The sequence below is a fragment of the Streptomyces sp. DvalAA-14 genome, assembly GCF_900091855.1.
GTDB lineage: Bacteria > Actinomycetota > Actinomycetes > Streptomycetales > Streptomycetaceae > Actinacidiphila.
In genome coordinates this window covers 1-21913 of record NZ_FMCH01000353.1, presented here as the reverse complement: position 1 = coordinate 21913, position 21913 = coordinate 1, and the positions used below count along the sequence as shown (strand labels likewise).

Sequence of the window (21913 nt, the reverse complement as noted above, 5' to 3'; positions counted from 1 at the left end):
GCCCGGGACCACGCCGCCGGCGCTCAGCGAGGTCACCCGCCTGCTGTCCATCGGCGTCCAGACCGACCCCGCCTACGCCGATCAGGTGATCGACGAACTCGTCAACAACAGCTATCGGTTCGCCGCCCCCTCGTACGGCTACGACGCCGCCACCGTGCTCGGCAACGCGCTCGCCGCCCGCCGTCGCCGCCGGGCCAGGACCACGGCCGTGGTGGTCGTGGTCGTGCTCTGGGCCGTCTTCGGCGGCATCCTGGTGAGCGACGGGGTGTACGGCGCGACGGGCTTCTGGGTCAGCACCGTGCTGGCGCTGTGGTCGCTGTGGGCGGTCAACCTGCTGGCCGCTGTTCTCGAACGGCAGGTCGTCACGGTGCACTTGCGCCGCAGCCGGCGGGCGGGCGAGGGCTTCGACGGCGTCCCGCCCGTGCCCGCGCCGGGTCCCGCCGGCCTCTACGACAAGATCCGTGCCGACCAGAGCAGTTCGGTCGGCGTCGTGTACTACGGCGGCTATGTGCCGTTCATCGGCGCGGGCGAGTCGGTGCGCCGCTGGTCGTTCGCCTGTCTGCTGGAGCGGGCCAGGACGTCGCTGCTGCCGCCGTTGTCCGCGGTGGCCGATCGGCAGGAGCCGGGCCACGGCGCCGACGGTATCCGGGCCATGGACCCCGACCCGTTCACCGCCGATGAGCTCACCGCGTACATGGAGCAGCGGCTGCGGTCCTCGCTGCTGGACGAAGTAGCGGCCCACGGCCAGCGATTGAGGGGCCTGGAAGTCTCGCGCTGCTTCTACGCCAAGGCCCTCGGCAGCCGGGCGCCCGTCCCGGCCGACCGCCTCGCGGAATACCAGCAGGCGGCCGGTGAGGTCCCCGACCACTACAACGCGGCCCGCGAGTACCTGTGCGTGCGGGTCGGCTCGTGGTCGCAGGAACTCGTGACGTCGGTGTTCTTGAACGTCGACCTCAAGGGCCGCATGATCTACACCCAGTTCCACGGCTACCACCTGATGCCGATCAAGTCGGCCTACCACGAGGCGGACCGCCAGCGGCGGCTGAACGGGGCCGAAGTGCGCAGGCTCGCCGGCCGGGTGGCGCTGGAATCGGCCGCGGGTCTGCTCGGCGGCGCGCTGTGGGCGCTGGCCTGGCCGCTGGCCATCGCGAAGGCCCTGTGGAACCGCAAGGACCTGCGCACCGCGACGGCCGCCACGACCGCGCTCGATCCGAAGGAGGAGCCGGACTACATCGACTGGGGGGCCCGCAGAAGCGTGCGGGAGATGGCTTCCGGCGCCTACCTGCACTTCTTCCAGCAGATGGACGACGAGAAGTTCATCAAGATCATCGAGCGGCGGACCTTCGAGGTGATCCTCGACTTCCTGGAGGACCACCACGTCGACACCACCGAGTACCGGGCCCAGCAGAACGCGCTCAACATAGGGATCCTGCAGACCGGCAGCGGGACCATAGTCAACTCGGCCGCGGTGGCGGCCGGTTCACAGGCAAGGGCGTCATGACCCGCGGCCCGGACGGGCCCGAGAGGAGTCAGCGGACATGAGTGGCGGCAACCGGAACACCGGCATCCATCAAACCGGCAGCGGCCGGATCGACAACTCGGGGCCGATCGCGGTCGGGGACGGCGCGCAGGCCCGCGGCGGGGCGCCCGGGCCTTCGCCCTCGGCGGGTGAACTCACCCCCCAGCAGGCCCTGGACGCGCTGCGCGCCCTGCTGGCCGAACACGGCTCGGACCTCACCGACGAGGACCGGGCCCGCGCCCGGGGCGAATTGGCGGAGGTCACCGACCAGCTCGCCGCCCCGGAGCCCGATCCCGGCCGGATCGCCCGGATCCTCGGACGCCTGACCGCCGCACTGTCCTCGGTCACCGCGCTCGCCGTGGCGGCCGACCGGCTGCGTGAGGCGGTCAGCCGCGCGATCGGCTGACCCGCGGCGAGGACGGCGCACGGACCCGGTGGCGGGGCCGCGGCTCCCGGCGGGCGTACGGGAGCCCGGACCGGGAGTGCGTAGGGTCTGGCGTGTGCAGCGACTTGAGATATCCGACCTCATCACGGCGGTGGATCCGCACAGCGGCCGGCGGCTGCCGGTCCGCCGGAGCGAGGTGGTCGCGCGACTGCGGGCGGGCGGTGACCGGCGCGCGGCCGGGATCGTCGCGGGGTTGCCGGTGGACGGGGACGGCGTGTTCGACCCGCGCGCCGTGGACCGGCTGCTCATCGGCGTGCACACCGAGCTCCAGCGCCTGAGCGAGGAGCTCCGGATGGGCGAACGCCTGGTGCAGGTGCTCGGCCCGCTCTTCACCGCCATCCGGGCGGCCGGCGGGCGGAGCGGTCCCTACCGCCTGGTCGACGTCGGCTGCGGCTTGGGTTATCTGATCCGCTGGCTGGCCGCCACCGGGGCTCTCGGGGCGGACGTCGAACTGGTCGGGGTCGACCTCGATGCCGCGCTGGTCGGCGAAGCGGGCCGCCTCGCCGCCGCGGAGGGGCTCGACTGCCGGTTCGTGCACGGGAACGCCTTCGCCCTGCCGAAGACGGCGACCGTCTTTGTCTCCACCGGTGTGCTGCATCATTTCCGCGGCCCGGCGCTGGGCCGTTTCTTCCAGGCCCAAGCCGCCTCACCGGCCGACGCCTTCTGCCACTTCGACATCGCCGCGAACCGCCTGGCGCCCCTCGGCGCCTGGATCTACCATCGCGCCCGGATGCGCCATCCGCTCGGCCGCCACGACGGGGTGGTGTCCGCGCGGCGCGCGCACAGCGATGAGACGCTGCTGCGCGCCGCCGGGACAGCCGGCATCCGCCCCCTGCTGTACGAGCCGGGTGGCACGGCGAACCCATTCTGCACGACCTTGCGCCCGGTCATCGGAGTGCGCCCGCAACTGGAGGCGCCCTTTCGGTCGGCTCTCGGGCGCGATGCCCGCCGGCTTGTCGGCCCGGAGCACCTCGCCCCGGCCACCCGGTGACGCCCGCCCTGCCGCTGGCACTTCTCGGCCTGGTGGACGCGGCGTTCAGCGGCTTTCGTGCCTACGCCGGCAGCGACGCCCGCATCCGCAAACACCGGGCCACCGCCCGCGCCGCCCTGCGCGGCCTGGCCGTCGGCGGCGTCCTCCTGCTCGCCCCCGCGCTGACCGCCGTCCTGCTGCTGCGGACCGCGCCGGACCGCGACCGGCGGTACGACACCCTGGCCGCCGGGGGCCTGGGTTACCTGCTCCCGCTCACCGTCTACGCCGCCGCCGTGCTGCTCTCACTGGCGGCCTACTTCGCCCTGCCGTTCCGGGCCAGTACCTTGGCGATGGTCGCCGGCCTCGGCCCGCTCACCTTGCTGCGGCCGCTGGCCGTTGCCGCCGCCTGCGCGGGGGCGGCGGTCAACGGCGGCGGCTGGTCGGCCCTACTGGTCGGTGCGGCCGCGGGCGGCACCGTGCTGTGCGTCGAACCCGTCGTTCACCGTCGCTGGTACAGCGGTGTGCGGTGAGCTCGACGCGGCCGCGGATCCCGGGGCGGGCGACGCGCCGGTCTCGCGGGTCAGGCGGAGCGTGACGATCTCGAAGGGGCGCAGCCGCAGCTCGACGCTGTCACCGCGGACGGCCGGCGGCTGCCCGGTGTCCAGCGGGCGCTCCAGCAGGTCGCAGGCGGTGGCGGCGCCGAGGCCGAAGCCGGTGGTCACGGTGGCGCGGGTCCGGGCGCCCTCCGCCTCGTAGAGGCGGACCACGACGTCGCCGCTGCCGTCGTCGGCGAGTTTGACCGCGCTGACCACCACCCCGGGCCGGTCGACCTCGACCAGCGGGGCGACCGTGCCGCTGCCGGCGGTGCGGCGCTCCGGCAGATGGATGCGGTAGCCCTCGCGGACGGCGTCGCCGATGGTGGCGCCGGGCAGCAGGGCGTAGCCGAAGCGGTGCACGCCCTGGTCGGTGTGCGGGTCGGGGAAGCGGGGAGCGCGCAGCAGCGAGAGGCGGACCGTGGTCGTCGCACCGCGGCCGGTGTCGCGGGCGGCGCGGCTGACGTCGTGGCCGTAGGTGGAGTCGGTGACCAGGGCCACGCCCCAGCCGGGCTCGGCGAGGTGCAGGAAGCGGTGGTTGCACGCCTCGAACCGGGCCGCGTCCCAGCTGGTGTTGGTGTGGGTGGGCCGGTACACGTGGCCGAACTGCGTCTCGGCGGCGTAGCGGTCGGCGTGCACGTCCAGCGGGAAGGCCGCCTTGAGGAACTTCTCGGTCTCGTGCCAGTCGACCTCGGTGACGATGTCGAGGCGCTTGTGTCCTGCGGCGAGGCTGAGCAGCTGTACGGCGTGCGAGCGGCCGAAGGAGCGCTCGACGCGTACGGACGCCGCGTCGGGGCCGGCGCCGGTCAGCTCGACCCGGTCGGCCGCGGTCAGGTCCGTCACGGTGTTGCGGTAGTAGGTGTCCACGTCCCAGGCGTCCCACATGGCGGGGAAGTCCGGGTGCAGTTGGAGCAGGTTGGCCGGCCGGCCCGGGGCCAGGGCCTCGCGGTCGGCGTCGAGATCGCGGACGGAGACGACCAGGCCGCGGGCGTCGATCTCCACCCGGAGCAGGCCGTTGTCGAGGATGTGCCCGCCGTCCGGGCGCGGGGCCGCGGTGACGGCACCGACCCGGCCGGCCGCCGTGGCCGGGCCCGCGCCGCCGGCCGGGACGCCCGACCTGGTGTGCGGGGCCGCGTTGAAGACCAAAGTGCCCTCTTCCGCGCCCGACGCGCCCTTGGCCAGGGCGAGTTGCGCGGACTCGATGAGGGCCAGCAGCTCCTCGGCCACGGCCGCGTAGGTGCGGCGGGCCTCGCGGTGCACCCAGGCGATGGACGAGCCGGGCAGGATGTCGTGGAACTGGTGGAGCAGCACCGTCTTCCAGATCCGGTCCAACTGCTCGTACGGGTAGGGGTGTCCGGTGCGGACGGCGGCGGTGGCGGACCACAGTTCGGCCTCGCGCAGCAGGTGCTCGCTGCGGCGGTTGCCCTGCTTGGTGCCGGCCTGGCTGGTGAGGGTGCCCCGGTGCAGCTCCAGGTACAACTCCCCGACCCACACCGGGGGTTCGGGGGACTCGGCACGCGCCTGGGCGAAGAAGTCCGCCGGGGACTGCCAGCTCACCCGGGCCGCGCCCTCCAGGTCACGCATCCGGGACGCCTTGGCCACCATCTCCCGGGTGGTGCCGCCCCCGCCGTCGCCGAGCCCGGTCGGCGCGAGCGAGCGGCCGGCCGTGCCCTTCTCCCGGAAGTTCCGTGCCGCGTGGGCGATTTCCCGGCCGTGCATCGTGGCGTTGTAGGTGTCGATCGGCGGGAAGTGGGTGAACACCCGGCTGCCGTCGATGCCTTCCCAGGTGAAGGTGTGGTGCGGGAAGGCGTTGGTGGTGCTCCAGGAGATCTTCTGGGTGAGCAGCGAGGTGGACCCGGCGGCCCGGATGATCTGCGGCAGTCCGGCGGCGAAGCCGAAGGTGTCGGGCAGCCACACCTCGTCGTTCTCGATGCCGAACTCGTCCAGGAAGAAGCGCTTGCCGTGCACGAACTGGCGGGCCATCGCCTCCGATCCGGGCATGTTGGTGTCCGACTCCACCCACATCCCGCCGGTGGGCACGAACCGGCCCTCGGCGACGGCCTGCCGGACCCGGTCCCAGACCTCGGGCCGGTGCTCCTTGATCCAGGCGTACTGCTGTGCCTGGGACATGGTGTAGACGAAGTCCGGCTCGTCCGCGAGCAGTGCCGTCATGTTGGCGGCGGTGCGGGCCACCTTGCGCACGGTCTCGCGCAGCGGCCACAGCCACGCCGAGTCGATGTGGGCGTGGCCCACCGCGCTGATCCGGTGCGCCGACGCGTGCGCGGGGGCGGACAGCACACCGGTCAGCGCCTGCCGTGCGGCGGCCGCGGTGCCGTTCACATCTTGCAGGTCGACGGCGTCCAGGGCCCGTTCGACGGCCCGCAGGATGTCCCAGCGGCGGGCCGAGTCGGCCGGGAGTTCCGGCATCAGCTCGCCGAGCACTTCGAGATCCTGCACCAGCTCCCAGACCGTACGGTCGAAGACCGCCAGGTCCATCCGGCCCAGCACGTACTGGGGGGCGCGGCCGGCCGTCTCCTTGTCGCCCAGCGCGGTGGGGCGGAAGGGCGGGTCGTCGAGCACGATCGGGTTGGCGGCGGCCTCGATGTGCAGCAGCACCTGTTCGCCCCCGGTGGCCGGATCCGCGATCGGCACGTACTGGTTGCGCGGGTTGAGACCCTTCACCGGGCTGCCGTCCGGGCGGTGGACGAGACCTTCGCACTGGAAGCCCGGGGTGTCCCGCTCGAAGCCGAGGTCCAGCAGCGCCTCGACGGTCCGGCCGGCCCAGGCGGCGGGCACGGTGCCGGTGACCGTCAGCCAGCTGGTGCCCCACGGCGGCCCCCACGGGTCGCCGGGCCCGATCGGGTCGCGGGGCGCGCCGATGCCGTCCGCGACCGGGACCGGTTCGTCCGGCGCGTTCCAGATCCCGACCGTCAGCGGTACCCGCTCCGGATACACCGCGGGCCGGATCCGCTCGCGCAGGACGCGGTCGAGCCGGGACTCAATGAGGTGGCGGTCGTCGTGCATTCACGTGCTCCGGGTGTGTGGGGCGCCACGGCGGTGCGCGCCGGGCGGGCCTGCGGGTGCGGCGCGGTCAGACCGGCGTCGGTCCCCGGTCGGCGCCATGGGTGATGATCGAGGTGCGGACCACGACGCGGCGCGGTGGCAGCGTCCCGGTGGCGGGGCGGGCGAGGCGCTCGCCGAGCAGGTGGGCGGCGCGGCGGCCGATCTCGTCCGGGTCGTAGTCGACCACCAGGACGGGGACGCTGAGCACGTCGGCGAGGTCGAAGTCGTCGAAGCCGGCCAGTGTCGCGCGCAGTTCGTGGTGCCGCAGCGCCCGGTAGGCGCCCAGCGTATTGCGGTTGTTGGTGCAGAAGACCGCGGTGGGCGGGTGCGGCAGCGCGAGCAGTTCGCTCGCGGCCCGCTCGGCCGAGGCCAGGTCCTCCTGGCCGCGCTTGACCAGCTCGTCGTCGGGGTGGACACCGGCGTTCTCCAGGGCGGCGCAGTAGCCCCGGTAGCGTTCGGAACCGGTGTAGACCGACGGCGGGTTGCCGAGGAAGCCGATCCGGCGGTGGCCGGCGGCCAGCAGCCGGCTGGTCGCGGCGTAGGCGCCGCCGAAGTCGTCGACCAGCACGCAGTCCGCCTCGTATCCGGCCGGCGGCCGGGCGACCATGACCACCGGCAGGCCGGCCGGCAACTCCTCGGCCAGATAGGCCTGGTCGGCGCCGGCCGGTACCAGGATCAGGCCGTCGACCCGCCGGGCGGAGAAGTCGGCGACGGCGTCGCGCTCGCGGGCCGCGTCGCCGGCCGTGTTGGTGATCATCACGCGCAGGCCCTCCTCGGCGACCGCCGCCTCGATGCCCAGCGCGAGGCGGGCGTAGAACGGGTTGGCCAGATTGGTGACGATCAGGCCGATGGTGCCGGTGCCCTGGCCGTGCCGGAAGTTGCGGGCCAGCGTGTTGGGACGGTAGCCGAGCTGCCGGACCGCCGCCTCGACCCGGGCGCGTTTGTCCGCGGACACCCCGGTGTCCCCGCGCAGCACCCGCGACACGGTCATCGCGCTGACTCCGGCGATGGTGGCGACCTGCTTCATGGTCGGTGGTGCGATGGTGAGCGCCTCGCCTGCCACGGTGTTCTCCCTCACGGATCGTTGACCCGAGGATAGGGTCATCGCCCGGCCCCGCCCTGCTGGATGACCTCGTCGGCGGCCGGACCGGCCGCGTAGCGAGCCGCGCCGATCAAGCCGGCCTCCTGCGGGCGCTGTGCGAGCACCGGTGCGACGGCGTTCTCGCCGCCGGCGGCGAGCCCGGCCGTCAGCGGCGGACCGATCAGGTCCCAGGAGCCGGTCATCGAACCCCCGACCACGACCGCGCCGGCGCCGAAGCGGCGCAGCCAGGGGGAAAGGGTCCGCCCGAGGGCGCCGAAGGCGTCCGCCAGCACCCGGCGGGCGGCGGCGTCGCCGCCCCGGGCCGCTTCGGCGATCTCCCGCACGTCGCGGCGCCGCCCGGACAGCTGCTCGTAGGCGGCGATCAGGGCGCGCCGCGAGACGGTGTCCTCCAGCGGGCGGCCGCCGTACTCCAGCAGGTCGACGCGGCCTTGCGCCGGTACGGTCGGGCCGTCGGTCACAGCCGAGCCGTCGCGCAGGAACGCGGAGCCGACGCCGGTGCCGAGGGTGATGCCGACGACGCGGGCGTGCCCGCGTCCGGCGCCCTCGGCGCACTCGCCGCGGGTGAACGCCTCCGCGTCGTTGAGGAAGGCGACCCCTGTGCAGTGCGGGAGGCCGGACCGCAGCAGCGCGCCGAGGTCCAGGCCGTCGAGCGCGTCGAACTTGCCGACGCCGCGGTAACGGGCGATGCCGCGGGCGTAGTCGAACGGACCGGGCAGCGCGACCGCCCAGCGGCCCGGCGGCGCCGCCGGCAGCGACCGGCCGGCCCGCAGCAGCGCGGCGGTGATCACGTCGGCGGCGCTGTGTCCGTCGAGCGGTGCGCGCCGGGTGGCGACGATCCGGGCCGACTCGCCGGCGCCAATCCGGACCAGCGCCGCGGTGACATGGGTGCCGCCGATCTCCAGCAGCGGCACGGTCCGGCGGCTCGCCTCGTTCGCACGCTCCCCGCTCACTTCACGAACGCCTTGATGACCCGGCTCCCGCCGGGGCCGAGGCCGGTGACGGTGTATCCGCCCACCGCGGCCGGGATCACCAGCGTCTCGGCGTATCCCACCCGGTGCTCGTCCCCGGCCTCGGTCCGCACCCGGACGCCCTCCCCCTCGACCACGTTGATCACATGGAAGCGTCCGTCGGTGGCGTCCGGGGCGACGGCCTGGCCCTGCACGACGAGCCGGTTGACGGTGAAGAACATCTCCGGCAGCTGCCCGAGCACCTCTTCGCTCCAGCCGTCGCCCGCGCGCAGCGCCCGGGGCGACTGGACGAGGTCACGGCCGACGGCCTCGCCGGTGCGGTCGGTGTCGAGGTTGCGGAAGGCGTGCTCGACGTGGACGGCCCGCTGCCGGTCCCGGGCGTCGCGGCGCAGCCAGTCGTAGAACCGCAGCGAGTACAGGTAGGGGGTGGCGCTGACTTCCAGCACCACGTTGCCCGCGCCGCTGCCGTGCGGAGTGCCGCCGGGGATGAGGAAGAGCTGATGCGGGGTGGCCGGGAAGGTCTGCACGAACCGCTCGATCGGGAAGGCGGTGCCGGACGTGTCGGCGTCGTGCGCGCGGCGGTGGAACTCGGCCACGTCGGCGTCGCCGCGCAGGCCCAGGAAGACGGTGTTCTGCTCGCTGCCCACCATCATGTAGTACGTCTCGTGCTGGGTGTAGGACCAGCCGAAGACGTCCTTCATGTACTGGGGCCGCGGGTGGCAGTGGACCGAGAGGTTGCCGCCGCGCACCGTGTCGAGGTAGTCGAAGCGGATGGGGAAGGAGGCACCGAACAGGTCGTGCACCCTTGGTCCGAGGACGAGTTCGGGGTGCAGGGCGACCAGCAGCTGGAACGGCAGCTCGATCTGGGGGGTGTCGGCACCGTCTTCCGGGCCGGTGCCGTCGTCGCCCGCCGGGCCGCCGCCGATCAGGATGCCGGACTCGGGTGCGATCAGTTCGTAGCCGAGCGCGGTGTTCGGGCCGTCGGGGTTGTGGCCGAGTTCGCGGCGGGCCCACTGGCCGCCCCACGGTGTGGTGTTGAAGGTCGGTCGGGTGCGGAAGGGGCGGCGGGCCAGTCGCGCGGCGGTGGCCCGCAGCGTGTCCCCGTCGAGTGACGCCGGGGCGGCCGGGTCCTGGAGGTCGAGCCAGCGGTCGATCCGGCCGGCCAGGCCGTCGCGGTGCCGGTCGAGCACCGGCCAGTCGATGTAGAAGAGCCGGCGGGTGCCGGCCGTACCGTCGGCCGGCCGCTGCCCGAGATTGGTAACGGTACCGGCGGAGACCGCCGCTTCGGCGTAGCGCTTGGGCAGGTCCGCGTACCAGAGGGTGTCGTGCCCGACCAGTGCGGCGCCCGGGCCGTACACCACGGTCGGGCCGCCGGCTGCGGCGTCCACGGCGTCCTCTGGGTCCACGGCGGGCAGTTCGGCGAAGAAGTCGGCGAGCGACGCCTGCGACAGGGCGGCGAAGTGCGGGTCGCCGACCAGCGCACCGGACTCGGTGCGGGCCTCGATCTCCGGCCAGGGTGCCAGGTGGCGGCGCATGTCCAGCAGCACCCGGCCGGGCAACGCGGCCGACAGCGCCGCGCCTACGCCGTCCCAGTCCAGCGCCCAGGGCCCGTCCACGGCCAGCACGCGCGTCCGCTCCCCCAACGCGGCCAGGGCCGCCGCCCAGCCGCGCAGGACCGGCGCCCCGGCGGCTTCGTAGCGCGGGTTCGGCTGATAGGGCAGGCCGCTGCCGTCCTGGTGCACGGGGTCACCTTTCGTCGTTCCGGAAGCTGTTTCCCGGTGCTGCCCGGCGTTCCCGACCAGCATTCGGTATCGGTACCGTATCGCGCGATCGGCCGATGTTCCGCCCGATCGCGCTGAGGGCACCATCACACAGGGCACTTTCAGATTTCCAGCAGATGAACCCTTGTCACCCTCTCTTGTTACCGTTACCGTCAAGGCGGCCGTGCATCCCATCGCCATTTCCGGCCGGGGCGCACATGACGGAAGGACAGGTCGATGGAACCTGGCCGCACTGATCACGGGGCCGAGCCCGACGGCTCGACGACCCCCTCAGACGGTCCCACCCGGCGCCGGCTGCTCGCCGGTCTCGGCGGCCTCACGGTCGCCGCGGCACTGGCCGGCTGCGCCCGCGGCAGTTCCACCACGAGCGTGCCCGGCGCGGTGAACCTCTACAACGACAACGCCACCTGGTCGGACGGGTACGAGAAGGCCGGGGCGGTGCTGAAGCGGCTGTGCGGTTTCGACCTGCGCCCGCTGTCGAACGCGTCCACCACCTCGTACCAGGAGGTGGTCCAGACCTCGGTGCAGACCAGCCGCGCCGCCGACGTCGTCAAGTGGGCGTCCGGCTATCCGCTCTACTCCCTGGCCCGCTCCGGCGGGCTCACCGAGCTCGGCGCGGTCTGGGACGCGGCGGTGGGGCGCGGCTGGGTCGCCCCCGAGCTGAAGCCTGCCGTCACCTTCGACGGCGGGGTCTACGGCATCCCGCTCTACCAGTCGTCGTACGTCTTCTTCTACGCCAAGCCGGTGTTCACCCGGTACGGGCTGCGCGAGCCGGCCAGCTGGGCGGAGTTCACCCACAACGCCGAGGTGCTGAAGAAGAACGGCGTGACCCCGTTCCTCGCCACCCAGAACGGTGTCTGGCCGGCCTTCGAGTGGTTCCAGGAACTGGTCAGCAAGCTGGACCCGGACTTCTACACCCGGCTGGTGACCGGCCGGGCCAAGTACACCGACGAGACCGCCACCGAGGCGATGACCATCTGGCGGGACTTCTACGCCAAGGGCTGGATGACCGCGCCGGACTTCGACGGCGCCAACGGCCCCGCGCAGATGAAGGCCGGCAAGCTGGCGATGTTCCTGCACGGCAGCTGGGAGTCGGCCGCCATCGCCGCGGCCGGCCTGCGGCCCGGTGTCGACTACGGCGCGTTCATCATGCCGACCGTGCACGCCGGCACCAAGGCGTCGGTGATCGCCGAGTCGGGTGTCTTCGCGGTCCCGAAGCGGGCGGCGGACCACGCCGGCGGCGTCGCGGCCGTCTCCAACTGGCTCGACCCGCGTGTGCAGCGGGTGTGGTCGGACTTCCTGCAGGACAGTTCCGCCAACCCGACCGTGTCGGCGGCCAATCCGGTGATCGAAGCCGTGCAGCAGGACATCCGGCGCAACCGGCGGACGCTGCTGACCCGCTACAACGAGGCCAGTCCGCCCAATCTCATCCAGGGCAACATCCTCGACCTGGGCAATTTCATGATCCATCCCACCGCGATCCGCTCCACGCTCGGCTCGATGCAAAAGCGCGCGGACCAGGAATGGGACATCTGGCGGAAGGGCGGCTCATGAGTGTGACCACCGATTCGGTCCGGGGCCGGCGCACACCGCCGTCCGGCGCCCGGGGGACGCCGCCGGCCACCGGGCGGCGGGCCGCGGCGCGGTGGCGGGAGCGGCTGATGGCGGGCGGCTTCCTGCTGCCGGCCGCGATCATGGTCGTGGTGGTGCTGCTGGCGCCCTTCTGCTACACGCTCTACCGCAGCTTCTTCAGCGACTACGCGCACTCCACCGCCAACGGCCTGGCCAACTACCGCGACTACTTCACCGACCCCAATCTGCTGCGGTCCCTGGAGAACACGCTGATGTGGGTGGTCGGCGCGATCGTGCTGCCCACCGGGATGGGCCTGGTGATCGCGATGCTCACCAACGCCACCCGGTGGAGCCGCGCGGCCCGGCTCGCGGTGACCATCCCGTACGCGATCTCCGGTTCGGCGGTCGCGGTGGTGTGGAACTTCATGCTCACCAGCGACGGGGCGGTGAACGGAGCGCTCCGGGGCCTGCATCTGGGCTCTCTGGCCGGCAACTGGCTGCTCGACTGGCCGGGGAACACCATCGTGATGATCATCGCCAGCTCGTGGCAGGCCACCGGGGTCGCGGTGATCCTCTTCATGGTCGGTCTGCAGGGCATCCCGCCGGACACCCTGGAGGCCGCGGCGCTGGACGGCGCCGGCTCCTGGGCCCGGTTCCGGTACATCGTCCTGCCGCAGCTGCGGCCGGTGTCGATCATCGTGATCGGGATGAGCCTGGTGAACGGTCTCAAGGCGTTCGACCTGATCTTCGTCCTCACCCAGGGCGGTCCGGGCCGGGCCACCGAGACGCTGGCGGTGTCCATGTACCAGGAGACGTTCCTCTTCCTGCGGCCCGGCGCTGGCGCCGCCATCGCCGTACTGCTGACGATCATCGTGCTGCTGGCGTCGTGGACGTACCTGCGCCGCCAGCTGCCGACCCAGGGCAAGGTGTGACATGAGCAGAGTCGTCCGGAACAGCGTGGTCCTGCTGGTGGCGCTGCTGTGGTTCGTGCCCACCTATCTGCTGCTGGTCAACGGGCTCACCTCGGTCGGCGCCTACTCGGGCAGCCCCCGCTGGTACCCGAACAACTTCGGCCTGTTCGACAACATCAAGGCGGCCTGGAATCTGGCGGACCTCGGTCCGGCCATGGCCAACAGCCTGTACTACGCGGTGGTCAGCTCGGCCGGCGCGGTGCTGCTGGCGTCGCTGGCCGCCTTCGCCGCCGCGATCATGCCGGTCCGGCGCCGGGCGCTGTGGTTCTGGCTGATCTACGCCGGCACCCTGCTGCCGCTCCAGGTCTTCCTGCGGCCGCTCTTCCTGGCCTACGCCAACACCGGGCTGTACGACACCCAGATCGGCATGGTGATCATCTACATTGCGATCGCCATCCCGTTCGCCTTCTTCGTGCTGCGGAACTTCGCCGCCACCTTGCCGCCGGAGGTGATCGAGGCGGCCCGGCTGGACGGCGCGTCGTGGTGGCGGCTGTTCCGGAGCATCTACGTGCCGCTGTCGAAGTCCGCGATGGTCGCCGCCTTCGTTTTCCAGTTCGTCGCGGTCTGGAACGACCTGCTCTTCGGCATCACGCTGGCCACCAGCCGCAACATCCGGCCGGTGATGGCCGCCCTGGCCGATCTGCAGGGCAACTACTCCAACGTAGGTCCGCCGGTGGTGCTGGCCGGCGCGCTGGTGGTGTCGCTGCCCACGGTGGTCGTCTTCTTCCTCGCCCAGCGGTTCTTCGTCTCCAGCCTCAAACTCAACGTCTGACAGGGAGTCCTGCCATGGGAACAGCCCGCGCCACCCGCCGTGCCGGCCTGCTGCTGACCGCGCTGGCCACCGCCGCGGCCGGCCTGCTCGCCGCTCCCGCCGCCCAGGCCGCCGGCTCCCGGCCTGCCGACTGGGCGGCCCGCGCCGAAGCGAGCTACCAAGCGCTCCAGCGCGACCTCTACCTCGGCGCCGCCGACCACGGCCTGTACCGCGAGTCCGTCCCGGCCGCCGCGGGCGGCAACCCCTACTCCTACCTGTGGGAGTTCCGCGAGGCCACCCAGGCCACCGTCTACCTGCAGAACATCCCGCACAACGCGGGCCCGTACCGCGCCGACGTGGCGGCCCGGTTCGCCGCGCTGTCGCAGTACGCCTCGACCGATCCGGCCCACCCCGGCTACGACTCCTACCTGCCGGCGCCGCTCGGCACCGGCGGCGACCTCTTCTTCGACGACAACGCCGTGGTCGGCCTGTCGTTCCTGACCCAGTACCGGGCGTCCGGCGACCGGACGATGCTGGCCGACGCGGGCGCCGCCTTCACCACCGACACCCGCGCCTGGGACGACGACCCCGCCAAGGCATGCCCGGGCGGCATGCACTGGGTGGACAGCGGCGCCAACACCATCCGGGCGGCCAACGTCACCGGGCTGTTCGCCCAACTGTCCGCCGGGCTCTACCAGATCACCCGGCAGCCGGCGTATCTCAGCTGGGCGCGGCGGGCGTACGACTGGAACCGCGACTGCCTGCGGCAGTCGGCCGGCCTCTACCGGAACGACCTGGACGACAACGGCGGCGTCGACAGCACGCTGTGGACGTACAACTCGGGCGCGATGATCGGCGCCGCCACCGAGCTGTACCGCGCCACCGGTGACCGGCGGTATCTCGACCAGGCGGTCGAGGATGCAGGCGGCGCCCTGGCGTACTGGACTTCGGACGACCGCCTGTACAACCAGCCGGCCGTCTTCAACTCCTTCCTCTTCCAGGACCTGCTGCTGCTGGACTCCCAGCACCACGACCCGCGCTACCGCGCCGTGTTGAGCTCCTACGCCGAGCGGCTGTGGGCCGACAACCGCGACCCGGCCACCGGGCTGTTCCGCTTCCAGGCGAGCAACGGCGGCGCGCCCGACCCCGCCCAGCCGGTCGGGACGCTCAACCAGGCCGCCGCCGTCCAGCTCTTCTCGCAGCTGGCGTGGGACCGCAAGGACTACGACCGCACCAGCTGAGCCGGCACCCCCTCCGCCCGCACGAGACCCGCCACGCAAGGAAGCACGTAACCGATGAGCGACCGTCACACCCGCCCCTCCTGGTGGGACTCCTCCATCGCCCGCGACGCGCTGCGCGAGCGTGCCGTCACCCATGAGCACCGGCACGGCGCGACGACCGTGCGGCTGTCCTTGGAGCCGCTGCTGCGGCGGACCCCCTCGGGCGGGCTGACCCAGTCGGTCCGGGTCGACATCGAGCCGGCCCCGGCACGGCCGGTCGGCTCCGCGGTGCTGCGGATCGCCGGCGGCGGGCCGGTCGACTGCGAGGTGATCGACGGGCCCGCCGGTTCGGTACGGGTGCTCGTACCGGCGGTCGAGCGGGAGGTGGCCGCCGTGCTCGAACTCCCGGGCCTCGCGCTGCCGGAGCCGCTGCCGGTGCTGCTGCGCCCGCAGCGCCGCTGGACGGTGCACCTGGTGCAGCACGCGCACCTGGACATCGGTTACACCGACCCGCAGGGCACCGTGCTGGCCGAAGCCCGCTCGGCGCTGGACACCTGCCTGGAGCTGATCCGGGCCACCGACGACTGGCCGGAGGCGGCACGCTACCGCTGGTCGGTGGAGGGGCTGTCCACCTTCACCGACTGGACCGCGCACCGGCCGCCGAGCCAGGTCGCCGAGTTCGTCCGGCGGATCCGCGAGGGCCGGATCGAGCTGACCGCGCTGCCGTTCAACCTCCACACCGAGACCTGCTCGGTGGACGAGCTGCACGAACTGCTGCGGGACGCCGTCGCCGTCCGCGAGCGCTACGGCGTGCCGCTGACCACGGCCATGCAGACCGACGTGCCCGGCCAGGTCGTCGGCCTGCAGGACGTGCTGGCCGAGCACGGTGTGCGGCAGCTGTCGGTCGCGCACAACTGGGCCGGGCGGGCGGCCCCGCACCTGGTCGGCGGGGCGCGGCTGCCGCGGCTGTTCCGCTGGCGCACCGCCGACGGCGGGTCGGTGCTGGTCTGGCGGACCGACACCCCGCACGGGCTGGCGTACATGGAGGGCTCGATCATCGGCTTCGACGAGTCGCACGCGGCCGTCGACGACCTCTTCCCGGCCTATCTGACCGCGCTGGCCGAGCACCCGGTGCCGCACCAGGGCAAGGGCATACCCGGCTACCCGATCCTCGACGCCGCCTACGAGGCCGACCCCTATCCGTGGGACATCCTGCATCTGCGGGTGCTGGGCACGTTCGCCGACAACGGGCCGCCGCGCCTGGTCGCGGCCGAGACCGTACGCCGCTGGAACGAGACCTGGGCCCATCCGCGGCTGCGGCTGTCCCGGCACGAGGACTTCTTCACGGACGCCGAGGCGCGGCTCGGCGACCGGCTGGAGACCTTCGAGGGCGACTGGTCGGACTGGTGGGTGGACGGGGTCGGCGCGGGCGCCGCGCCGCTGGCGATGAACCGCACCGCCCAGTCCGCGCTCGCCGACGCCCAGACCCTGGACACCCTGGCCGCACTGCGCGGCGCCGAGGGCGAGCCCGCGCCGGCCGGGGAGACCGGCCGCACCTACCGCGCGGTGTCGCTGTTCAACGAGCACACCTGGGGCGCCGGCGACCCGTGGACGTACGGCTGCCGCGGGCACGGGTCCGGCGAGCAGCAGTGGCACTGGAAGTACGGGCAGGCCGTCCAGGCGCACGACGGGGCGCTCGCGCTGCTGGAGCGGGCCGCGCACCGGCTGGGGACGGCGCTGCCGCAGGCACCCGGAGCGCGGGCGAGCTTCCACGTCGTCAACACCCGCAGCCGGACGCGTACCGACGTGGTGCGTTTCTTCCTGCCGGAGAGCGTGCTGCCGCTCGGCATCCCGGCCGCGGTGGTGGACGGCCGCACCGGCCGTGAGCTGCCGGTGGCCGGCGAACCGCAGACCAATCCGCTGCACCGGTCGGCCGGTCGCTTCCTGCACGTCACAGTCGCGGACGTACCGCCGCTGGGCACGGTACGGCTCGACGTCGTCGCGGCGGACACGGCGCACGAGCCGGTATCCGGGGAGAGCGTGGTGCTGGAGAACGAGTTCCTGTCGGTGCGGGTCGACCTGCGCGGCAACCGCGTCGCGTCCATCGTGGACAAGACCACCGGCACCGAACTCGTCGACAGCCAGGCGGTGTTCGGCTTCAACGGCTACGTCTACGACCGGTACGCGACGGCCGGCGGCTTCAACCACCAGTCGAGCAAGACGGTGGCCGACGACTCCCTGCACCTGCTGGCCGGCCGCGAAGTGGCCCCGGCCGCGGTGCTGGTGGAGCGGACCTCCTCGGCGGTGGCCGAGACCCTGGTCTACGAGTGCGTCCCGCCCGGCGCCGCCAAGCTGCGCACGACGCTCACCCTGGCCCACGGCGTCGCGCGCCTCGACATCGCCAACCACCTCGTCAAACCGGCCACCATGACCAAGGAGAGCGCCTTCTTCGCCTTTCCCTTCGCGCTGCCCGACCCGGTGGTCCGGATGGAGGCGAGCGGCGGCGCGGTGGGGACGGACCTGCCGCTGATCCCCGGCTCGGCCCGGCACATGCGCGCGATCCGTCGCTGGGCCACGCTGACCGGCGGCGGCACCGCCGTGGGCTGGGCCACCCATGACGCCCCCCTGGTGCAGCACGGCAACATCGCGGTCCCTTACGTCCCCTACCCGCCGTCGGTGCCGGGGCAGGAGCCGGGGACCTTGTACTCCTGGGTGCACAACAACATCTGGGACACCAACTTCCCGAGCCGGCAGGCGTTCGAGCAGACCTTCCGCTACAGCGTGGCGGTGCGCCGCGACGGTGACCCCACGGCGCCGGCCGAACTGGGCATGCGGGCCGCGGAGCCGGGCCATCCGCTGCACGCGGTCCGGGCGCGGGGGGTGTCCGGCGGCGCCGCCGAAACCTCGCTGATCGCGGTGGACCGGCCCGACGTGCGGGTGGTGGGCCTGCTGAGCCGGCCGGCCGGTGAGTTCCTGATCCGGCTGCAGTCCTTCGCCGACGAGCCGGTGGCCGCCGGGCTGCGGCTGGACCTGCCGTACACCGCCGCGCTGCGCTGCTCCTACCTCGGGGAGAACGCGGTCCCGGTGGCGCCCGCGCCGGACGGCACCTTGCGGGTGGAGCTGGCCGCGCGGGGGACGGCCGCCCTGCTGGTGCGAACTCCCGACTGAGGCCGGGGTGGGCCGGGCAGCGGACGGGCCTGCTCCCCGCCGGTGGCGGGGAGCAGGCCCGTGACGGTGGTGCTCGGGCGGCCCGGGCGGACCGCGGTTTCAGGGGCGTTCGCTCACCCGCCGATGCCGAGCGCGAAGAGGTGGACCGTTCCCGACGCGCCGGTCACCGGCAAGGTGACGGACGCGACCGTCTTCGCCGCGTCCAGCGGGACCTTCACCGAGAAGACGTAGGCCTTGACGGTGTCCTTGCCGCCGTCCGCGGTGTTGCGGTAATCGGTCGTGACGGCCGTCGTGTTGCCCGCCACCGGCTTGCTGGAGCCGCCGTTGAGCGTCCAGTCGGAGAAGGTGACCGTCGCCTTCGCGGTGCTGCCGTCGGTGTAGGTGACGGTGATCGCCCCGGGCACGCCGCTGCCGTCGGTCGGCGCGTTGGTCGCCGATCCGAGCAGTCCGAGGAACGCTCCCGAAGTGCCCGCGGGCTGCGGGAGGGTCTGACCGGCGACCTCCAGGTTGTCGGGCCGGCCGGCCGCGATGGTGGGCCAGGTGTAGTCGATGCCGTCCGCGGTGACCTTCGCACCGCTGCTGATGCCGGCGGCGGTCATCGCGTTCTGCGAGTAGGCCCATCCGCCGTCGTCGAACCCGCCGGAGAAGTGCGCGGCGTCGGGGAAGATCCCCTCGTTCGACTCGTACGGCCACAGCTCGCCGGGCTGCGCGACGGCCACTCGCAAGGTCGCCCCGGTCAGGGCCGCGCCGCTGCTGTGGTCGGTGAGGGCGAAGGTCACCGCGTAGGAGCCCTCCGTGTCACCCGCGGTGACCGGCACCTTGGCCTCGGCGCTGCCCGACGGCGGCACGGTCAGCGAGCCCGACGAGGCTCCGAGGGTCACCCCGGCCGGCACGGTCGCCGCCCAGTCCACCGTGACGGCCTTCGTACCGAGGTTCGTCAGCCGCAAGGTGGCGTCGGCGGACGCGCCGGGGGCGACGATCAGGCCGTCGCTGGTCGGGCCGGTGGCCGCCAGCACCCGGCCGCCGCCGGTGGCGTCGGACGGGGGCGCGGCGTCGGCCGACGAGGCCCACGAGGTGTTCGGCACGGTGTTGAGGCTGTAGTCGAGGGTGCCGGCCTTCTCGAACTGCGCGAAGGTCAGCCACGAGGAGTTGTACGCCTTGCCCTTGACGTCGAGCGCCTGCACATAGGGCGCGTCCGGCGCGGCCTGCGGGGCGTTGATCGCGACCTGCTTGCCGTTGCCGAGGGTGATCTTCGCGGTCGGGAAGGCCGGGCTGCCCAGCACCAGCGTGTCGGTGCCCGGCGTCTCCGGGTACATCCCCAGCTCGGACCAGACGTACCAGGAACTCATCGCCCCCAGGTCGTCGTTGCCGAAGGAGCCGACCGGGGCGTTGAAGTACAGCTTCTGCTGCGCCTGCCGGACGGCGGCCTGGGTCTTCCACGGCTGCCCGACGTAGTTGTACTCCCAGGGGATCTCCAGGCTGGGCTCGTTGCTCAGGTCGGCGTTGGTCCCCGACGGGTCGGTGATGTCGCTCAACAGGCTGTCCAGGTAGGACGAGTAGGCCGCCGTGCCGCCCCGGGCGGTGATGAGCTGCTGCAGGTCGAACGGGACCATCGGCGTGTACTGGGCCGACGTGCCCTCGACGAAGCCGTTGGACGTTCCGGGGGTGAAGGCGCCCGCGAACTGCCCGTCGGCGTTCTTGCCCTGCAGGTACCCGGTCTGCGGGTTGAAGACGTTCATCCAGTCCTGGGCGCGGGTGGCGAACTTCTGGTAGTCCGCCGTCTTTCCCTGCGACTTGGCGAAGGCGGCCAGGGCGTAGTCGGCGCTGTCGTACTCCAGTTGGGTCGAGACCGGACCGTAGAAGTTGCAGCAGCCGTACGTTCCGTCCAGCGGCAGATAGCCCTTGGCGTCGCGCACCGACTCGCCGGGACGGTCCTGGTTCGGCGCGGTCGCCTCGTGCTCCATCGCGTCCAGGGCGTGCGCCGCGTCGAAGTTCCGTACCCCGAAGGCGTAGGCGTCGGCGATGATCGAGGCGGCCGGGTCGCCGACCATGACGTAGCTCTCGCCGTTGTTCGAGGCCCACTTGGGCAGCAGACCGGTCTGGTCGTAGCCGTTGAGCATCGACGTGACGATGTCACCGGTCTGCTGGGGGGCGACCATGGAGATCAGCTGCGTCTGGGAGCGGTAGGTGTCCCAGGCGGAGTAGTTGGCGTACTGCGCCTTCTGGCCCTTGGTGAGCTTGTGGACCTGGTCGTCCATCCCCATGTACTGGCCGTTGTCGTCGGAGAAGACGTTGGGGTGCAGCAGCGCGTGGTAGAGCGCGGTGTAGAACTGCACCTGCTGGTCCTGGCTGCCGCCCCCGATCTGGACCTTGCCGAGGATGTCGTTCCAGGCGGCGTGGTTGGCCTTCCGCATGGCGTCGACATTCCAGCCCTTGACCTCGGTCGACAGGTTGCCGGCCGCGTTGTCGTCGCTGGTGTAGGAGATGCCGACGGCCGCGGTCACGGCGGCGTTCTGCGACGTGTCGAAGGTCAGGTACATCCCGTTGGCGCCGGTGACCGGCGGGGCGGCGGCCGCGCTGCGGGCGGCCGGGGAGCCGCCGCGAGCGGCGGTGGCGGACGCGCTGCCGCTGGGGTGGACCGTGGGCGACGCGGTGCCGGGGACCGTGAAGTGCTGCTCGTGCAGCGGGGTGTTGGGATGGGTGGCGAGCTTCTGCTGCGGCCGGCCGAGGCTGAGCGCCTTCGCGTCCGGGTTGATGGTGCTGCCGACCCAGGTGCCGCTGCCGGTGAAGGGCTGGTTGAACTTGATGTCGAAGTGCAGGGTGTAGCGGTTGTCCGCGCCGCAGAAGTGCCCGCTGTCGACCGAGCCGCTGACCTCGCGGTTGCTGACCACCCGCACCCGGGTGCCGTCCACCTGCGTGGCGCCGCCGCTCAGCTTGAGCAGCAGATTCGACTGCGCGCCGGCCGGGAAGGTGAACCGGCCCAGTCCCGCTCGGGTGGTGTCGGTGAGTTCGGTGGTGACGCCCTGGGAGTCGGTGACGCCGTAGTAGCCGACCCCCGTCTGCTCGTCGTCGTGGCTGAACTGCGTCGACAGGTCGGAGAGGTTGCCGGAGAGCGCGCCGGTGACGGGGAGGATCGGTACGTCGCCGGCCACGTCGCAGCCGGGGCCGGAGACGTGGGTCAGGCTGTAGCCGGAGATCTTGGTGCTCTTGTACTCGTAGCCGCCGCCCTGGGCCCGGGCGGGGGTGGTGTCCGGTCCCCACTGCATCATGCCGAACGGCATGTCCGGCCCGGGAAAGGTGTTGACGGCGCCCGAGGTGCCGATCAGCGGGTTGATCAGGGCCGCGGGGTCGGTGACGAGCTGCGGCCCGGTCGCCGCGTCCGCCCCGGCGAGGGACTGGAGGGGCAGGACGACCATGCCCAGGACCGATACGACGGCGAGTCGTCGGCGGAATCTGCTGCTGATACGGGGCGCTCGCAAGCGCTGGGGTCCAACCATCGGTTGCCTCCGCAGTTCGTGCTTCGCACATGGGTGTGCCAGGGACGGGCGGCGTCCTCGATGCGTGCCGGCGCCGTGCGCCCCGACCGTCTGACAACGTTGCCAACCTGCACGATGCACGAGTAGAACGCGGACCCTGAGGGCCTGTCAATGACCGCGGCCAGGACTGGTGTTGTCCGCACCGGCTGCCCCTCCGCACCCATCCGCCGCACCAACCCCTGAGCCGATCGGCGCACCGCCGGCCAAAGACCCAGCTCAGGCGCCTTGCGCGCAGCGGCGGCGGCGCCCGCGCG

14 protein-coding genes are annotated in these 21913 nt (G+C 72.6%); 9 read left to right on the top strand and 5 right to left on the bottom strand.

The annotated features are described in order from the left end of the window. Positions 1 to 85: 85 nt before the first annotated feature. The 4 genes from GA0115240_RS18110 (at position 86) to GA0115240_RS18095 (ending at position 3464) form a co-directional block, all read left to right on the top strand. Positions 86 to 1501: a hypothetical protein gene (locus GA0115240_RS18110; RefSeq protein ID WP_093737714.1), complete on the top strand. Its 1416-nt coding sequence runs from the start codon at positions 86 to 88 to the stop codon at positions 1499 to 1501. Positions 1502 to 1538: 37 nt separating this feature from the next. Continuing rightward, positions 1539 to 1925: a DUF5955 family protein gene (locus tag GA0115240_RS18105; protein WP_093737713.1), complete on the top strand. Its 387-nt coding sequence runs from the start codon at positions 1539 to 1541 to the stop codon at positions 1923 to 1925. Positions 1926 to 2019: 94 nt separating this feature from the next. Beyond that, positions 2020 to 2955 (top strand): class I SAM-dependent methyltransferase, encoded by a 936-nt coding sequence (locus GA0115240_RS18100; protein WP_093737712.1) that lies wholly within the window; start codon positions 2020 to 2022, stop codon positions 2953 to 2955. After that, positions 2952 to 3464, top strand: coding sequence for a hypothetical protein (locus GA0115240_RS18095; protein WP_093737711.1), 513 nt, complete (start codon positions 2952 to 2954; stop codon positions 3462 to 3464). The genes GA0115240_RS18100 and GA0115240_RS18095 overlap by 4 nt, the downstream gene beginning before the upstream one ends. On the opposite strand, the gene GA0115240_RS18090 is transcribed toward GA0115240_RS18095, so the two are convergent. From GA0115240_RS18090 to GA0115240_RS18075, 4 genes are all read right to left on the bottom strand, one after another. Next, a complete protein-coding gene (locus GA0115240_RS18090) occupies positions 3381 to 6551 on the bottom strand; it encodes an alpha-mannosidase (protein ID WP_093737710.1) in 3171 nt (1056 codons plus the stop codon). The two genes, GA0115240_RS18095 and GA0115240_RS18090, sit on opposite strands and share 84 nt — an antisense overlap. A 67-nt stretch (positions 6552 to 6618) precedes the next feature. Then, positions 6619 to 7617: a LacI family DNA-binding transcriptional regulator gene (locus GA0115240_RS18085; protein ID WP_093737725.1), complete on the bottom strand. Its 999-nt coding sequence runs from the start codon at positions 7615 to 7617 to the stop codon at positions 6619 to 6621. 74 nt (positions 7618 to 7691) lie between these two features. Continuing rightward, entirely contained in the window at positions 7692 to 8642 is a 951-nt protein-coding gene (locus GA0115240_RS18080; RefSeq protein ID WP_093737709.1) for an ROK family protein, read from the bottom strand. Then, positions 8639 to 10402: a class I mannose-6-phosphate isomerase gene (locus tag GA0115240_RS18075; RefSeq protein WP_256069867.1), complete on the bottom strand. Its 1764-nt coding sequence runs from the start codon at positions 10400 to 10402 to the stop codon at positions 8639 to 8641. Before GA0115240_RS18075 ends, GA0115240_RS18080 begins: the two co-directional genes overlap by 4 nt. A 255-nt stretch (positions 10403 to 10657) precedes the next feature. Between GA0115240_RS18075 and GA0115240_RS18070 the strand changes: the two genes are divergently transcribed. Genes GA0115240_RS18070 through GA0115240_RS18050 form a run of 5 tightly spaced genes read left to right on the top strand, consistent with a single transcriptional unit; the run spans position 10658 to position 18123 of the window. Continuing rightward, positions 10658 to 11995: an ABC transporter substrate-binding protein gene (locus GA0115240_RS18070; RefSeq protein ID WP_093737708.1), complete on the top strand. Its 1338-nt coding sequence runs from the start codon at positions 10658 to 10660 to the stop codon at positions 11993 to 11995. Further along, complete coding sequence (locus tag GA0115240_RS18065; RefSeq protein ID WP_093737707.1) at positions 11992 to 12945, top strand: carbohydrate ABC transporter permease; 954 nt, start codon at positions 11992 to 11994, stop codon at positions 12943 to 12945. The genes GA0115240_RS18070 and GA0115240_RS18065 overlap by 4 nt, the downstream gene beginning before the upstream one ends. Before the next feature lies 1 nt (position 12946). Then, the gene (locus GA0115240_RS18060; RefSeq protein WP_093737706.1) at positions 12947 to 13756 is read left to right on the top strand and encodes a carbohydrate ABC transporter permease; all 810 of its coding nucleotides are present in this window, start codon (positions 12947 to 12949) and stop codon (positions 13754 to 13756) included. A 14-nt stretch (positions 13757 to 13770) separates the two neighbouring features. Further along, the gene (locus GA0115240_RS18055) at positions 13771 to 14976 is read left to right on the top strand and encodes a glycoside hydrolase family 76 protein (protein ID WP_093737705.1); all 1206 of its coding nucleotides are present in this window, start codon (positions 13771 to 13773) and stop codon (positions 14974 to 14976) included. A 54-nt stretch (positions 14977 to 15030) separates the two neighbouring features. Then, positions 15031 to 18123: a glycoside hydrolase family 38 N-terminal domain-containing protein gene (locus GA0115240_RS18050; RefSeq protein WP_093737704.1), complete on the top strand. Its 3093-nt coding sequence runs from the start codon at positions 15031 to 15033 to the stop codon at positions 18121 to 18123. A 113-nt stretch (positions 18124 to 18236) separates the two neighbouring features. Here the strand turns inward: GA0115240_RS18050 and GA0115240_RS18045 are convergent, their stop codons facing one another. Next, positions 18237 to 21620, bottom strand: a complete 3384-nt coding sequence (locus GA0115240_RS18045) for a GH92 family glycosyl hydrolase (RefSeq protein ID WP_093737703.1) — start codon at positions 21618 to 21620, stop codon at positions 18237 to 18239. Positions 21621 to 21913 lie beyond the last annotated feature (293 nt).